At 36.3% G+C, this 16,415-nt stretch carries 15 protein-coding genes and 4 pseudogenes; 3 read left to right on the top strand and 16 right to left on the bottom strand.

Annotated features, from left to right (window positions below):
• Positions 1-422, bottom strand: a 422-nt coding sequence (locus BM057_RS09860) for a UPF0236 family transposase-like protein (RefSeq protein WP_177186231.1), incomplete at its 3' end; no start/stop codon positions are given.
• A gap of 81 nt (positions 423-503) precedes the next feature.
• Between BM057_RS09860 and BM057_RS09855 the strand changes: the two genes are divergently transcribed.
• The 3 genes from BM057_RS09855 (at position 504) to BM057_RS09845 (ending at position 2,200) form a co-directional block, all read left to right on the top strand.
• Positions 504-809 carry a metal ABC transporter permease gene (locus BM057_RS09855; RefSeq protein ID WP_425439029.1) on the top strand — a complete coding sequence of 102 codons (306 nt, stop codon included), beginning with the start codon at positions 504-506 and terminating at the stop codon, positions 807-809.
• Positions 810-818: 9 nt separating this feature from the next.
• Complete coding sequence (locus tag BM057_RS09850; RefSeq protein WP_092093393.1) at positions 819-1,736, top strand: metal ABC transporter solute-binding protein, Zn/Mn family; 918 nt, start codon at positions 819-821, stop codon at positions 1,734-1,736.
• Positions 1,737-1,825: 89 nt separating this feature from the next.
• A complete protein-coding gene (locus BM057_RS09845) occupies positions 1,826-2,200 on the top strand; it encodes a metal-dependent transcriptional regulator (RefSeq protein ID WP_092093391.1) in 375 nt (124 codons plus the stop codon).
• A gap of 390 nt (positions 2,201-2,590) precedes the next feature.
• On the opposite strand, the gene BM057_RS11970 is transcribed toward BM057_RS09845, so the two are convergent.
• The 15 genes and pseudogenes from BM057_RS11970 to BM057_RS11705 form a co-directional block, all read right to left on the bottom strand.
• The gene (locus BM057_RS11970; RefSeq protein WP_245741928.1) at positions 2,591-2,686 is read right to left on the bottom strand and encodes a transposase; all 96 of its coding nucleotides are present in this window, start codon (positions 2,684-2,686) and stop codon (positions 2,591-2,593) included.
• A 358-nt stretch (positions 2,687-3,044) separates the two neighbouring features.
• A pseudogene (locus BM057_RS09835) lies at positions 3,045-3,239 on the bottom strand (hypothetical protein); the annotation flags it as partial.
• A gap of 12 nt (positions 3,240-3,251) precedes the next feature.
• Positions 3,252-3,651, bottom strand: a pseudogene (locus BM057_RS11855) (Jag N-terminal domain-containing protein); the annotation flags it as partial.
• Between the two features lie 82 nt (positions 3,652-3,733).
• Positions 3,734-4,414 (bottom strand): annotated as a pseudogene (locus tag BM057_RS12135) (class I SAM-dependent methyltransferase); the annotation flags it as partial.
• 399 nt (positions 4,415-4,813) lie between these two features.
• The gene (locus tag BM057_RS09825) at positions 4,814-5,752 is read right to left on the bottom strand and encodes an ROK family protein (protein ID WP_092093388.1); all 939 of its coding nucleotides are present in this window, start codon (positions 5,750-5,752) and stop codon (positions 4,814-4,816) included.
• A gap of 4 nt (positions 5,753-5,756) precedes the next feature.
• Positions 5,757-6,383, bottom strand: a complete 627-nt coding sequence (locus BM057_RS09820; RefSeq protein ID WP_092093386.1) for a DUF624 domain-containing protein — start codon at positions 6,381-6,383, stop codon at positions 5,757-5,759.
• A 46-nt stretch (positions 6,384-6,429) separates the two neighbouring features.
• Entirely contained in the window at positions 6,430-8,067 is a 1,638-nt protein-coding gene (locus BM057_RS09815; protein WP_092093383.1) for a type 2 periplasmic-binding domain-containing protein, read from the bottom strand.
• Between the two features lie 12 nt (positions 8,068-8,079).
• Positions 8,080-8,994 carry a carbohydrate ABC transporter permease gene (locus tag BM057_RS09810; protein WP_092093381.1) on the bottom strand — a complete coding sequence of 305 codons (915 nt, stop codon included), beginning with the start codon at positions 8,992-8,994 and terminating at the stop codon, positions 8,080-8,082.
• 11 nt (positions 8,995-9,005) lie between these two features.
• A complete protein-coding gene (locus BM057_RS09805) occupies positions 9,006-9,866 on the bottom strand; it encodes an ABC transporter permease (RefSeq protein WP_218147466.1) in 861 nt (286 codons plus the stop codon).
• A 127-nt stretch (positions 9,867-9,993) separates the two neighbouring features.
• A complete protein-coding gene (locus BM057_RS09800) occupies positions 9,994-11,001 on the bottom strand; it encodes a LacI family DNA-binding transcriptional regulator (RefSeq protein ID WP_092093376.1) in 1,008 nt (335 codons plus the stop codon).
• A gap of 179 nt (positions 11,002-11,180) precedes the next feature.
• Positions 11,181-13,301 carry a glycoside hydrolase family 3 N-terminal domain-containing protein gene (locus BM057_RS09795; RefSeq protein ID WP_092093373.1) on the bottom strand — a complete coding sequence of 707 codons (2,121 nt, stop codon included), beginning with the start codon at positions 13,299-13,301 and terminating at the stop codon, positions 11,181-11,183.
• Positions 13,302-13,303: 2 nt separating this feature from the next.
• Entirely contained in the window at positions 13,304-14,737 is a 1,434-nt protein-coding gene (locus BM057_RS09790) for a 6-phospho-beta-glucosidase (RefSeq protein ID WP_092093371.1), read from the bottom strand.
• A gap of 163 nt (positions 14,738-14,900) precedes the next feature.
• Positions 14,901-15,620, bottom strand: a complete 720-nt coding sequence (locus BM057_RS09785) for a MurR/RpiR family transcriptional regulator (protein WP_092093368.1) — start codon at positions 15,618-15,620, stop codon at positions 14,901-14,903.
• 233 nt (positions 15,621-15,853) lie between these two features.
• Positions 15,854-16,219: a competence type IV pilus minor pilin ComGG gene (gene comGG / locus BM057_RS12050; protein WP_092093365.1), complete on the bottom strand. Its 366-nt coding sequence runs from the start codon at positions 16,217-16,219 to the stop codon at positions 15,854-15,856.
• 13 nt (positions 16,220-16,232) lie between these two features.
• Positions 16,233-16,415 (bottom strand): annotated as a pseudogene (locus BM057_RS11705) (hypothetical protein); the annotation flags it as partial.

Here is a 16,415-nt window from a genome sequence, read left to right as displayed (position 1 = left end):
ACAGTTTGATGACTAATCGTGATGGCCGTCCATTCTTTTAGTAATTCAGCGGTGTCGCGGTACGTACACTTACTAGCTAGTTCTGCCACTTTGACTTCTACGAGCGGACTATGGCGTTGATAATTTCGAATGCCTAACCATTCGTCTAATGGGTAATGATTTTGATTCTCTTGATCTACCATTAGGGTACGACGGTAACGAACAGGACCAAAAACAAACTGAACGGTTTTCCAGTCTTCTCTTTTCACTTTCCACCCATCACTTTGTTTTTGTTCTTTGATCACTTGATTGATATGAGAAAAGATATCTCCTACTAATTCAGCGAATAAATCGTACATATAGAGCTGTATCAACTCCTCTGTCCTAATTAAATCGCTTGATTCCTTTATTATTTCATATAATTTTGTTATAATTTTATCCATAAGAAGGCTTCTTTCGTTTATGTATTTGCCGCTCAGCATACATTTATGATAGAACGCCTTCTTTCTTTTTGCTAGTAAAAAATAAAAATCATCTCGAGAACTATTTTACACATACGATCTGCCTTACAGACAGTTGGTATTATTTTGGTAGTTGCTATGTTGATTACTCCTGCAGCCACAGCGTATTTTTGGACCGATCGTTTAAATATAATGTTAGTTTTCTCTGCAATCTTTGGAGTCATTGCGTCGATTTGTGGTCTTTATCTTAGCTATACGTTTAATTGGGCTTCTGGTCCTGCTATTGTAATTGTAGCAGCGGGAATATTCTTAATCTCTTTTATATTTTCTTCAAAACAAAAACTAATATACTTTAAAAAATATAAATGAGGCGATAATATGAAAAAAATATTTTTAACCGTAGCAACTATGATATTAGTGGTAGGGGGAGTAATTTTCTTCGTTAATAGTCGAAGTGAAGAATCTAGGCAATCAGGAGAGAACAGTAAAATTAGTGTGGTGACTACTAATTCTATTTTGGAAGATATGGTAAAAAATGTGGCTAAAGATCGCGTTAATTTATATAGTATTGTTCAAAGAGGGGTTGACCCTCATGAATATGAGCCTCGCCCAGAAGACATCTCTAAAGCGACCGATGCTACAATTATATTTCATAACGGATTGAACTTGGAGACAGGGGGAAGCGGATGGTTCAAAAAACTTGTAGAAACTGCACATAAGGAATTTGAGAAGGATGTTTTTGCTGCTAGTGAAGGAGTTACTCCACTACATCTGACGACTAATGAAGCAGAAGAAGATCCTCATGCTTGGTTAGATTTAGCTAATGGTATTCAGTATGTTAAGACAATAACGAGAGTATTAAAAGAAAAAGATGAAAAGAATGCGGATTTTTATATAGAAAAATTGCAACATTTACATGAAGAGGCACAATCAAAGTTTCTTGATATACCTGAAAAACAACGCTTGCTTGTGACATCAGAAGGGGCATTTAAATATTTTGCTAAGGCATACCATGTTACTCCAGCTTATATTTGGGAGATCAACACAGAAGCACAGGGCACTCCTGAGCAAATGAAAACAGTGTTAGCAAAGATCGAAGCTTCTGATGTTAAACATCTATTTGTTGAAACCTCTGTCTCGCCAAAATCAATGGAAAAGGTCGCAGCAGAAACTGGTTTAGAAATCTATTCCAAAATTTTTACCGATTCTTTGGCGAAAAAAGGAGAGGAAGGTGATACTTATTACACCATGATGAAATGGAACCTCGATAAAATACATGATGGTTTAGCTTATTAGTTTATATTTTTTTTAAAGAGCCGCAAATCTTTATGTACAAATAATACTTGACACTATGATGTATAATATGAGAGGAGTAATGATAAGGGGTGACGCCAATTCAAGAGAAATACTTATTGGCTATTGAACAGATTAGTTTTCAAAATGAGATTGTAAAAAATAGTCAAATTGCTAGTTTTTTGAACGTGAAGCCATCGTCTGTGACGGAAATGGTTGAGCGGTTATCGGCTAATGGTATGGTTAATTGTGTTGCGTATAAAGGAATAGTTTTAACTGATAAGGGAAACCGAGAGTTAGAGATAGTGAAAAAAAGATGGCAGATTATGACAAATTTTTTAAAGAATCAATTGGATTGTTCTGAGATAGAAATAGAAAATATTATGGAAGAATTTATTCAGATTAAAAATCCAGTATTTTTAAAGAAACTTAATTCTCATATAAAAAATACCAATGTAGCATATTGAATGGAAACTTAAGTGTTTAATCTTACAATTTAATTTTTGGCTAAATTTTTATTTTTAACTGAACTGTATAATTTAACTAGTTGAGTTTCCTAGCCAATAAAATTTTTGTATGTTCTTTAGCAGCAAAAAAATTGCTTGAGCGTCATAATTTTATATGCGAGTTCTTGTCTAGTTTGTATTTAATACAACTGTTCATAAAAAGAGTGTTTTAAAGAGTGTCTTCTCTTTAGAGAGCACTCTTTTTTGGCTCTTCGACATTTGGTGTTGGTAGAGAGATACAAATGGAAATTTAATCTTAAACTGTTAGGCAGAGTGCTTAACTGGTTTTTGTTTCATTTAGAAGATCATGTCTTGAATGAGGTAAATTCTTGCTCGAAAGTTTTAGAAATTTCAATAGCCGTAGGCTACGCGTCTTATCACTTTTATCTTGTTGTTTGTTCCTTCTAATGCACCATTCCTATAGCTGGTTTTTAAAGCATATTGAATCCCTAATTTGTAGGTCAGCTTCTTACAAAACCATTGTGGGAGGCGTTAATCTAAACTGTTCATCGTATCGAAAAAAGATTTGGTTATCCTTGTGTTTGAAGTGATAGATGAGGAGTTGACAGATCTCGTAAGCCCTTGTTAATGGCTAGTAATAACTCAAAAGTTCATCGAAAATCGATTTTTGTGTCATTGGTCTACGAAAGGATCAATTATATTGATAATTTGAACTATCGATATAGATTCTCGAATTACACACTAGTTTAAGCTAAAACAAACAATGAAAAACTTACCATTTACTCAAAAAATTAACTCATATAAGTACATTAGAATGTAAAATAGACTGATCAGAAAAAGAGGGCTAATATAGGTAGTCCTCTTTTTGGTATTTTGATATTCTAAATCTTTTTTTATTGGATTTATCCCCTTGTTTGATAAAGACCATTAGGATACTTAGATCTGCAGGATTTACTCCGCTGATCCGGCTAGTTTTGGCAATTATTTCTAGTTGGATTTTCTGCAATTTTTGTTTTGCTTCTTTTGCTAATCCATTGATGCCTTGCTTTTATGTTTCTAAATGGAAAGCTACCATATTATTTGATTTTCTTTCCATTTTGACAAGAACTGGAACATCAAGCTGTTTTGAAACTTCAGTAAGGTAAACTGCCAATTCCGTTAAAGCTGCTTCATCTCCTAGCTCACTTTCTTCAAGAATCGTTTCGTTGACTACCTCGATCTCAGCTGTTAGTTCTTCTTCCAAAATTTTTTCTACAGTTTGCTCTACTGTTTCAGAAACTTGTTCGCTGATACTTGGCTGGATCGAAAGCCGTGCATTTTTCGACCCATTCCTAGGAAACTTTTTTTTCTTCTTCCAGTATTTCGATTTCAACTTGGTCTTTGGACAAGCCCGAATCAGCCAGACCTAGTTGGACAGCTTCGTCTATTGTTGCATCTTCATAAATCAGCATTAGCATTACCTCCACTATTATTTCCGCTTTTTTAGAATTCATTGCTTTCTTAAGAGCACGTTCTCTTTCTTTTCCGTGCTTACTCCATTAATAAATGATGAGCGTAGCTGTGTCCTTCTTTTACACCAGTTAAAAACTCAGCAGCTTTTTGATCATTTGGATAATACTCAATAGGAAAGTCGCTCATAGATACATCTACTAGCTCAATCAATAAATTCTGAAAACCATCTTAAAGAACTGAACTTTTGACTAAGCCAATTCACTTGTTGAAGCTGCAATAGATAGTAATGTCTGATCAATATCTACCGCCTATACCTGACTCTTCATAATCGGTAAACTGTAAGTTCAAGACACCCGTCAGTAATAAATTCCCAATATCAGAAGCAATATCTAATAATGCAACAGTTTTTTTGTCGGTAAATAACTATTCAATCAGATAGAAAAACAGATAACTAATGATATCGGCTGTTAACTGATGATTCGGCCGTAAATTCTCTTTTTTACTTCCTTTTAGAAGTAAAAGCTGACTTAATTTTTGCCATTCTTCTGATTCTAGATGCGTTTTTTATTTGCTGATAAATCTCCATCACTCTTTGGATCGTCTATTTATCTGGCTACCATCAATTACTCGCACTTGATGATTATCAATCAAATTCTCAGCGTTTTCAATATACGCGTCTAAAAAAATATCCAGTGCATTTTAAAGCAGTCGGATAGCTTCCACGTTTAATGTAAAGACTTGTTCAATTTTTTCAGGAAATATCCCGCACCTCATTTCAGAAAACAAACTATAACAATTTTTATACCTATTTAATTCTAACGAATATTTCAGGAGATGTTAGTCTATTTAGATGTTTTCAGCGCTTTTGTTTGTGAATTAAAGAACAAATAAGTTAGTTTTAAAGTTCTAAGAAAAGAAAAGAGCGGGACATAATTATTCAAGTTATATCACACTCTCGTATAATCTTATTAAACAGCACAGAAGAAACTCATCTCCACTTCGTTTTGCTCTCAACAACTGCTACGCATGAAATATATTAAAAGTGAAAGCTAGGTAAATAAGTTGAAATTGCATTGAAACACTATTACTGAAAGAAATTGATGTTGAAACATACCAATATGTGTTGAAACTTTTCTTTTACTAGCTTGTCATAATTTTGCGTCAGTTTTCCTTTAATAGCTGTTGATGAATTTGGTAGACTGCCCCAATCATTCCTGCATCATTTTGAAGCTTCGCAGGTCTCACTTTCGCAATGGTTTGTTCTTTTAAATAATTAATGGATTCATGTCGCTGAATCAACTCAAAAAGACGTTCCTGAAGTCGCTTGTTGAAGGTTTCATTAGAACTAATTCCGCCTCCGATTAATACAACCTCAGGATCAAAGCAGCTAATTAAATTTAGCAGCCCCACAGATAAATCAGTAAAAAAACGAGAGAGTATCTCGGTGGCTAACGCTTCACCTGATGCTTCTCTTTTTATAATTTCTCTGGCATCCCAGACATCTTCAGACGCTGAATTTCTTTTTTTCTGTGCCAAATTGTATTGATAGCATAAACCACCTACTGTTGCGGCTTTTTTGTTCAAAGAGACTTCTTCAATATCTCCTGTCACAGGAATCTCATCAATAAGGCACCAGCCAAATTCGCCTGCCATTCCATGACTTCCACGAAATACCTCGCCATTAATGATTATTCCCCCACCTATTCCCGTTCCTAAAACAATGCAAAGGTAATTATCCATGCCTTTAGCGTTGCCAATCCAGCGTTCAGCAATCGCGGCTGCATTTGCATCATTTTCTATACTTACAGGTAAACCGGTAAGTCTTTCCAGCTCCACCTTCATATTCATTCCATAAAATGGTTTGATGGCTCCTGCCGTTAACATAAATCCATCTTTTTGAATAATTCCTGGTGCGCTAATGCCAATTCCCTTAATTGTTGAATAGGTTTGTTTGAAGCCCTCTACAATCTCGTGTAATTCACTGACAAACGTAGGGAAGTCATAATTTGTGGGCATTGATTTTTTTTCTAAAATCGTCCCCGTTTCATCTAATACCCCATATTTTACATTTGTTCCACCTATATCAAACCCTACGTACATATTCTCAACTTCTCTCTTCGATAATATCATACTTCTTAAAAACGTTCATTAAAATGTTAGCATTAATAAAAATAACGGTTCCGATACCAGTGAATAGCCAAACAAACAATAATTTAGGTAAATAGATTGGTACAATAACGACTCCTCCGATAGTAATAAAAAACACAATAATGCTTTGTGGTAAATGTTTAAACGACAAAATCATTGCATTTACAACCGTTCCAGACAACGAATTATCAAATCGAGCAATCAATGGAAATAGATAGAGACTCATCAGTACCAAAAAAGTGATAAATACCATTGTAAGGTAGTAGGCAATTTTATTTCCCACCATAAAGCTTTGTACGTATGGAAAAGTCCAAAAACCTGCTCCGATAACAGCCAGTATCAACACCCACAGTTTTGTTGCCGGAAGCATATTTAGCTTTAGCTGCCGTAAATATTCTTTATACAGCACACCTTCACTATGATCTATCATCTTATAGGCGGTTCCATATGCGCTCGCCAAAGCCACACCAATCGTCACCACAGGCAAGCAGGAGATGATAAAAATACTATTCAAAAGTAAAATTTGATAAATTCGTTCCATTCCACTATAAATTTTTCCTTCTGTACTAAAAATTTTCGACATGCTCCTGCCTCCTCATTTGTTGTCCTTTATTATCTACTCAAGCGTCTTACAAACCTAATTTTTTCTTATTTTCTTCAATTTTTTCATTACGAACCTTGTTTACATCATCAATTTTATTATCTTTTTGGAAATTCTTGTAGTCTTCCAGCAAGCTATCTAATTCTTTTTCATCCTTTGCTCTAAGCATGCCCACTAAGGTTGTACTCCAATTCGTTTGAATGGCGCTCAATGCACGCGCTTCTTGTGTTCCAGCATCCGGACCAATATTTTCTGTTGGGAATTGTGATGCAAGTTTACCATCTCCCCATTCTTGCATTTGTTTCACAGCATCTACATAAGAAGCGTCATTCATCGCTTTGAAACGGTCATGACCAAACTGGATGAATTCACCCATACGATACTCTAATTGCCATTTTTCAGGATCATCTTGTTGAATTTTTCTTGCTTCGTCTGTCCATTGTACCTTATTGTCAGCTTCAACAGTATATGTTTCCCCTTCAATACCAAAGTTTGTCAGCATTTCTCCTTCATCACTCAATAGATACGTGAATAGTTGAATCGCTTTTGCAGGGTCCGCACAGTCTTTACCGATATAGTTAATCATCCATCCTGAAATTCCTGCTTGTGTTAATGTTGGCTTGTTTCCTACAGTACTTTGAATTCCATCTATAGCAATGTATTCAGCATCTGGGTTGCTTGCTTTAAATGTTTGCAATGGAATTCCCTGGTTAACAAAAGAACCCAGCATGACCGTTGCATATTTACCTGTTTGAAGTTTTTCTTTAAATTTATCCCCATCATCTGTAAACGTGTCATCAGAGATATTGCTATCTTCATGTACTTGGCGGAATGCCTTCACCCAGTTGATATAGTCTTCGTCTAAATTACGATCATAATATTTTCCATCTTTTGTATAAGGAACACCTAACATATCTTGTACGACACCATCCATAGAGCCATTAGATGAGCCATCTTTTGCAAAATCATTGAAGCCAAACGGAATTAAATCCGGATATTTCTCTTTAATTTTACTCATGCCATCTGCAAAGCCTTCTGGTGTAGTGAAATCTGGTTTTCCAATTGCTTCATACACATCTTTTCTGATTACGAAGGCATCTCGTGCAAAGATGTCCCCACTATCAAAATCACTTTGTGTATTTGAATAATTAGGATAGCCATAAGATTTTCCATCTGATAATTTATACCAGTTCAACGTTTCTTCACGAGTTACTTCATTGAAATAAGGATCGTAAGTTTTTGCTAAATCTTGTAGTGGCAATGCCCAAGAGTCTGCTTTACGGGCAACTTGAGAATTTGAATCAAAAATCGTTACGATGTCCGGCATATCTCCTCCTGCAAAATAGGTATTTAACTTGGTGTCATCTCCTGTAATAAATTCAATATCGATGTTCAGATCTTCTTTGATTTTCTTTGTTACCATATCTTTTCCATATTCGGTGTTCCACCAGTCTGCATTAACATACCATTTTAATTTAGTCGTTTCCTTTTTTGTATCTAATTGCCAAGCTGGCGTTTTTGCATCTGGTGTATAGCGATCTTCAATAGATGGTAAACTTACCTCTTTATTTTTTGACGCCTCTTTGTTATTTCCACAAGCACCTAATAACATCACACTTGCCAAAGCGAGTGTCCCTACAATTTTCTTTTTTGATAACTTAAACATTTCCTTCTCCTCCTATTCTTTTACTGCCCCAAGCATCATACCTGAGATAAAATGTCTTTGTAGCAATGGATAGATAATTAAAATTGGAACGGTCGTGACAACAATTGTTGCCAGTTGTACCCCCTTAGATGTTGTGCTGATTTCGACCGCTGCATTTAAGCCTTGTTGAGATGCTGCCTGAGATTGCGTGATAATTTCGTAGAGTTTCATCTGCAATGGATAAAGCGCTCTTTCTGTCACATATAGCTTGGTTGTCATAAAATCATTCCATTGCCACACTCCATGAAATAGGGCTATCGTCGCTAAAGCAGGTTTAGATAACGGCATAAATATTTTTAGAAAAACGCCCCAATCACTTGCACCATCAATCTTGGCAGATTCCTCTAAAGACGTAGGAACATCTCTGAAGAAATTCATCAAAATAATGACATCATAGTAACTTAATAAAGCTGGGATAATATATACCCAAAACGTATTTAACAAATTTAATGATTTAATCAATAGATAAGTAGGAATCATTCCCCCAGAAAAGAACATTGTAATAATTCCCATGGTGGAATACAGTCCACGACCTTTCAAATTCCGTTTAGATAAAGCGTAAGCCATAATCGCACAAAAGGCTGTATGTGCGAAAACGCCAATTGCTGTTTTTCCTATCGAGATAAGTAATGCTTGCCACATTGATGCATCACCTAATACTTTTCTATAATTATCTGTTGCAATCTCTGAAGGCCAAAATACGAAGTCTCCTTTTGCTAGCGCATCACTGGATGCAAAAGAAGAAGCAACAATATTCCAAACAGGGACGATGATAACAATGGTAAATACTAACAATAACAAAATATTGACAAAGTTAAAAATCTTGCTGTCTTTATCTTGAACGACATTACTCTTTGGTTTTGCTAATGATAAGCTGCTCTTTTTCATCGTGTCCCTCCTTAAAGTACTGATTGATTATCATTCAGTTTTTTCGTGATAATATTTGTTAAGACCAATAAAATCACCGAGATAATCGAGATTCCCAATCCTACAGCTGTTGCATAAGAAAAATTACCTTGCATTAACCCTACTCGATAAACATAAGAGTTGATGACTTCTGCTTTTGGCTGATTTTGTGAATTCATTAAGACTAATGTTTGATCCAGATTTGAGTTAAACAACCCGCTGACACTTAGAATCAGATTTAATGAAATAATGTTTCGAATCATTGGAATAGTGATACTCCAGATTTGACGAAGTCTGCTGGCTCCATCCATTTTTGCTGCTTCATAATAGGTAGGATCAATTTTAGACATCGTTGCCAGATACAAAATTGTTCCCCATCCTGCTTCTTTCCACACATCTGACAATGAAGCAATCCACCAGTACTTGCTAACATCTAACATATGGTTTTGTTTTGTTTGAATTCCAATAAAATTCAATAATTCATTAATCATTCCATTAGAAGAAAACCAGGTAATGATCATTCCGCCTAAGATAATCCAAGATAAAAAATGGGGCAGATAAGAGATAGTTTGTATTACTCGTTTAAATACGCTGTCTCTTAGTTCATAAATCATAACCGCAATAATAATTGGCAGAACAAATCCAAAGGCTAGTTTCAATCCACTAATGCCTAATGTGTTAATTACGGACTCCCAAAAATATTTATCCTCCATGATAATCCGAAAATTCTCTAAACCAACCCACTGTGCACCATCTATTGTGTCTATGACTGTGTAATTTTTAAAGGCAATCACTAAGCCATAAATGGGGATAAAACTAAAAATAATCATGTAAATAATGCCGGGAATGGCCATGGTTTGCAGCTGCCATTGATGACCAAAGTCTTTCCACCATTTTGAAAAATGACTGGTTGAGGCTGCTTTTGCGTTCTTTGCTTCCACCCTTTTTCCTCCTTCTTTTCGCTTCATTCTTTACTTATATCTAACGACTCAATCGTTTAGTTGTTTCTCGTACCACTAATTGACAATCCAAAGTCTTACTTTCTCCTTTTTTTTGATTGTTAATTAATTTCATCAACTCAATTACTGCTTGTTTTCCTTGTTCTTGTATCGGATTTTGAATCGTTGTCACACTTGGCTTAAAATAACCTAGCAGTTCAATATCATCAAATCCTATTGCACTGAAATCCTCTGGCACGCTCAGTCCTAGCTCATCAATTGCCTTTATGACGCCAATAGCAGATAAATCATTTCCTGCAATCCATGCAGTTGGCCATTTATCTCGTGGGGTCGTCAATAAGTAATTCTTGATATTTTCATAGCTCTCTTTTTCTTCAAACAAGCCTGTAATCGTCCAGTCGAGATTTATTGGCAGTTGATGCTCAGCCATCACTTCCTGAAAACCTAGATAACGTTCATCACTGTCATAAACATTAGGGTGTCCAGGTAAAAAGCCAATTTTTGTGTGACCATTTTCAATTAGATGTTGTGCAGCAATTCGACCTGCTTTCTGAGAATCAAAGACCACACTGCTAATGCTTCCGTCATTGATTTTCCGATCAACAAATACAGCCTTCACACCCTCTGCACGAATCGTACTCAATGACTCTTCATCGATTAATTCTTCAAATCCGATAAATCCATCTACCATATTTCCTAATAAGTGAGAGCTAAGAATCTGTTTATCCGAGGAAATAAGTACGTTCACCCCATATTGATAGTTACCAGCTTCCTCAACAATTGCTTCAATCAACGTATTGAAGTACGGACCCGTTATGGTATGAGTATAAAGCCCAATCATCTTTGTTGTTTTTGTTTTCAATTGTTTTCCCATTAAATTTGGGGTGTAATGAAGTTTTTTCGCGGCTTCCGTCACTCGTTCTATGGTTTTCGGTGTTACTACATCCAGCCCGTTGAGTGCTTTAGAGACAGTCGCAATGGAAACATTGGCTTCTCGTGCAACCTCTCGGATCGTTACTCGCTCTTTCATGAAATCCCTCCAAATAAAAACGTTTTTATTTTCAGTTAATAAAAAAGAATTCTTTTTAATTTATAGACAAAGTATAGATAAAAACGTTTTCAAAAACAATATCTAACAGCAAGTCTGGTTGCTCAACTCTTCGTTTTGAAAAAACAGTCACGGTGGTACAGCCTGTACCACCGATACACCTATCCTACGTACTCAAAGGTAGCTGTTGAAAGTTCTTTTTCCGCACTAGTACCTAAAAACAAATGAAATGTTCCTTTATCCGTTATTCGAGTCAAATCGCTATGCACATAAGCAAAATCTTTTGCCTCAACAACAAACTGGACTTGCCTTGTTTCACCTGGCTCTAGAGATACTGGCTGCCATGCAAGCAATTCTTTTTTCGGACGAATGATTTGCGTAAATGCATCTTGGAAATAAATTTGCGGCAACGTATAGCCTGCTTGATTAGATAGATTTGAGACAGTAAACGATAAAGTAAGTTGTTCATTTCTAGTTAATTGCTTATTTGAAAGCCTTAAATCAGAATAAACAAATTCACTATAGCTAAGTCCATGACCAAATGGATAGAGCGGACCATTTTCTTCATCTAAATAGCGAGAAATATACTTTTGATCTGCATTTTCTGCAGTCTTTGGACGTCCGGTAGACATTTCTTGATAAGAATAAGGAAGCTGACCGACACTTCTTGGATAACTTATTGGTAAATGCCCGCTGAAATTTCTCGCACCACTCAATAATGAGGCTAACGCTGTTCCTGTTTGACTTCCTAAAAACCAAGCAGAGACAATTGCTTTTACTTTTGGTTCTACCTCTGTTAAAACAAGCGGTCTGCCGCTAAACGTCACTAAAATACTCTCTGTATTCTTTTTATAAATGGTTTGAATAACTGTTCGTTCTATTTCACGAAGCGTCAAGTCAGTTCGGCTAGCTGCCTCTCCAGCTTCTTCACTTGTTTCTCCTACAGCAATCACCACTTTATCTACACGGCTGGCTGCTTCTTCGATTGCCTGCCAGTCTGGCTCTTCATCGGTAATCGGAAGGATTTCAAGTGTTGAAACGATTTTTTTCATACCTTCTGATAAAGAACTCGCAGCCTCCATCTCACCAATCCATGACCAAGCACCTAATACATCCCTTGTCACCGCTTTTGTTCCTACCAATAGAATTTTTTCTTCTTTTTTTAAGGGAAGAACTCCTTCGTTTTTCAAAAGAACCGCGCAACGAACTGCCGCTTCATAAGACGCTTTCGTCAACTCTTCCAAATCAACAGTCGTATCCAATCCGCGATAAGAATTTTCAAACAAACCTAACTCATTTTTTAAGGATAAAACACGCCAAACAGCCTCATCTAACGCCTCTGTTGCTTGCGTTTCTTCTACAATCGCTGCCAGTTCTTTCAGATAGCAATCCGTCATCATATCCATATCTACCGACGTTTCAAACGCTTTTTGTGCTGCTTGTTTTGATGTTTCAGCTATTCGATGCGCCTTCAATTCCGCAATTGCCGCCCAGTCAGAAATTAAAAGCCCTTGAAAGCCCAATTTACCTCTCAAAACATTTTGCACTAAAGAAGTATTTGCGGTAACAGGCACCCCATGTACACTATTAAAGGAAGTCATCACCATTTTTACGCCTTCTGAAATTGCGCCTTCAAAAGCTGGTAAGTAATTTTGATAGAGTTCAACATCTGAAACATCGACTGTATTATAATCTCTACCACCCTCTGCTGCACCATAACCAATAAAATGTTTTACACATGCAGCTACGTGTGACTCATTTTTTAAGTTCTCGCCTTGATAGCCACGAACATACGCTTTTGTTAACGCAGTTGATAGGCGCGTATCTTCACCGTTACTTTCCAAGACTCTCCCCCAGCGTGGATCTTTTACATAGTCTGCCATTGGAGAAAAAGTTACATGAATCCCTTCTTTTGCTGCTTCTTTTGCGGCATGCCGTGCAACACTTTCTATTAATTCTGAATCAAAAGAAGAGGCTAAAGCTAGAGGAATAGGGAAAATCGTTTCATACCCATGAATTACATCTGCCATAAACAACAGCGGAATTTTATGCCTGCTGTGAGCAAGATAGTTCTCTTGAATCTTTCTCACCTCTGTTGCTCGATGCGTTCCTAAGACAGAGCCTACTTGATATAATTGTTCTTCGTCCATTGACCACTGAGTCATAGGACCGGTCACTTCGCCTTGATTCCCAAAAAAATCTGGAGTCACTTGCACCAATTGGCCGACTTTTTCTTTCAAGGTTAAACTTGATAATAATTTTTTCAGTTCTTCAGTTTTCATCTTTATTCCTCAGTTTGATTCTTAATCAGTTGTTTATACCACTCAAAAGAATCTTTCTTTCTACGTGCTAATGTCCCGTTTCCTTGATTATCTTTATCCACATAGATAAATCCGTAACGTTTTTCCATTTCGCCTGTTCCAAAACTGACAATATCAATAATTCCCCATGGTGTATACCCTAATAATTCAACACCATCAACATTCACTGCTAAAGCCATCTGATCAATATGTTTTTGTAGATACTCTACTCGATACGGATCATGAATTTTTCCATCCTCTAACTTATCATAGGCACCAAATCCATTTTCAACGATAAACATAGGTAAATTGTAGCGTTCATAAATGATATTTAAGGTATAGCGTAAGCCCACAGGATCAATCTGCCAGCCCCAATCACTTGCGGTTACATATGGATTATTTACCATTTTCGCACCAGGATATTCTTGAACAGGCTCTCCCTGAACATCCTCTAATGTAGTCACTGCACCTGACATGTAGTAACTAAACCCAACGTAATCAACCTTTCCTTCTAGTAATGCGCTCTCTTCTTTCTCAGATATTTCGATGGTATAACCTTTTTGCTGCCAATACTTGCGTGCATAAGAAGGAATTTTCCCACGAACATGAATATCAGAGTAAAAGAAGCGACGATTCATTACTTTTACAGAAGCCATTAAATCCTCAGGACGGCAAGAATACGGATAAACAGGAACGTATGCCATCATACAGCCGATTTGGAAATCTGGATTTATTTCATGTCCTAGCTTCACGACTTTTGCACTAGCAATTAATTCGTTTAGTCCTGCTTGGAAAGTAATTTCTTCCTTATTCTCTCCTTCTTCAAAACGAATAGCTGAATTTGTCCATGTGTGTAGGTTATGCTGACCGTCCGCTTGATTATTTATTTCATTAAAGGTCATCCAATACTTCACTTTGTCTTTATATCTCATCATCACCGTTTGGGCATAATGAACAAAGAAATCAATCACTTGCTTATTTCTAAATCCTCCATATGTTTCATACAAATGATAAGGAACTTCAAAATGAGATAACGTAATAACAGGTTGGATTCCATTAGCTAATAATTCATCAAACAAATCATCGTAAAATTGAAGACCTGCTTCATTTGGCTCACTCTCATCGCCCAACGGAAAAATTCTTGTCCAGTTAATCGATGTTCGAAACGCTTTCAATCCTAGTTCTTTAAATAGTTGAATATCCTCTTTATAGTGATGATAAAAATCTATCGCCTGATGATTCGGATAATTTTCTCCTTCAAGAACCCCTTCTGTAATTTTGCGAGCAACACCATTGGCTCCCGCAGTCATCACATCAGCAATGCTTACGCCCTTTCCGTCTTCATTCCATGCTCCTTCGACTTGATGAGCTGCCACTGCACCGCCCCATAAAAACTCTTTTGGAAATTGTTTAGTCATTACATGTTCACCTCGTTTAGTTGTTACTCACAGTATAGGGGCTGATTTTTTGGGTTTCAATATTCTACAGCCACTCTGGTTAAACAGTGAGCAAATAGAAAAAAACACCACGTTGGTACATGTCGTACCAACATGGTGCTAAAATATTTTTTCTTTTAGGTTTTCACTCTTGTAGTCTATTCGCTAACTGCTCAATTAAAAAGATGCATGGAATCTGACTCGTCAAGTCTTCATGTTTTTTTACACGCTTTATATCTACGTGATAATCTAAAACAAAATCGGACATTTTAGCAAGCGTAGAATTAATATCAGCCGTAATAGCAACTGTCGTGAAATCATCCTTATTCCGAAAACCATTCACAATCTCAACAACCTCATTTGTCATTCCAGAAACAGATAAAGTTACCAAAATATTATCGCTTGTATTTTTTAATTTTGACAGAATTGGATACGTAGGATCAATCAGAGCAGAACTATTATAGCCAATCGATGCAAACCTTCGAGCAGCATATTCACAAATAGAACCTGAGGCACCAATCCCAAAAAAGACGATATTCTCACAATATTGAATCTTCTCAATAATCTGATTTAGCTTACTTTCAATGTTTCTAGGAAAATGATTTCTGCTTAATATATTTAACGCATCATCAAATCGGTCACTTTCAACAGATTCTACACTAAACTGACTGCGAAATTCAGTATAGCTTTCATAACCTAATTTACGGATTAATCGCATCACTGAAGAAGTGGACGTGTGGGATTCTTTTGCAATATCCCTCAATCGCATATAAGGAACTTTCTCTACATTACTACTCATATAGTGATAGATTGCCTGATCCGTATCAGATAATGAATTAAAATCAATATTTCCAAAGAAACCCATGTTCTCTCCCCCGTTTTCTGTAACGACTACATGACCATTACTATATATCATTCTAGCAAAAAATACTAGATTTTACGAAGGTTCTGTGGGAAAAATCATTCCCTTTAACTAGTAAAAATGATTGAGAAACTCTTTTATGAAAATCGGGTACTCTTACTAAGATCAATAACATCTTTTTACAAAAAAGAGCAGAAATTATAAGTTGATTAGCCTATTTCGACTATTTCCAAAGCTCATTCTTTTTTGTCCATCACTGTTTCTTCAAAACGATAATATCCATTTTTCATCTTCACAATAATGATGACTTTTTCATTTGACTCTTCATAGCTCAATATCCCTTTGTTGTACGTGCGTTTTCCCGTTGAGGCAAGCTCACTGTCTTTTGAATAATAGTCCATCAAAAATAGTTCCTTCATAATCTTTGCCTGATAAAGATTCGTTGTTCTTATCGTAAAGTCGCTTGTCAAACGTTCATCCTCTAGGACAAGAAGAAGTAAACAGCTCGTCAGGCTAAAAAACAAGAGTACGGAAAGAAAAATCCCTCCTCTATGCCTATGCTGTTGTCTGAATCTCCCATTGTCCCCACTGCTTATAGCCATTTAAAAATACCACCTACAATTGAATCTGCTCTTTTTCTTTACGCAATGTAAAAGAGGAAACGTCTGTTAACATTGGCTGATGTCCGCCATTTTTGGTTAGTTGTAAAATGAAATGCATAAAGAAAAAAATATAAAAAAGCCATGTAGATACGGTATACTTTAAAGCGACGAAACCAAAGTAAGGAGTATCTACATG

The organism is Pisciglobus halotolerans (genome assembly GCF_900113675.1).
Taxonomy (GTDB): domain Bacteria; phylum Bacillota; class Bacilli; order Lactobacillales; family Carnobacteriaceae; genus Pisciglobus; species Pisciglobus halotolerans.
The sequence above is the reverse complement of the archived record's forward strand: the minus strand, read 5'-3'. Positions and strand labels throughout refer to the sequence as shown.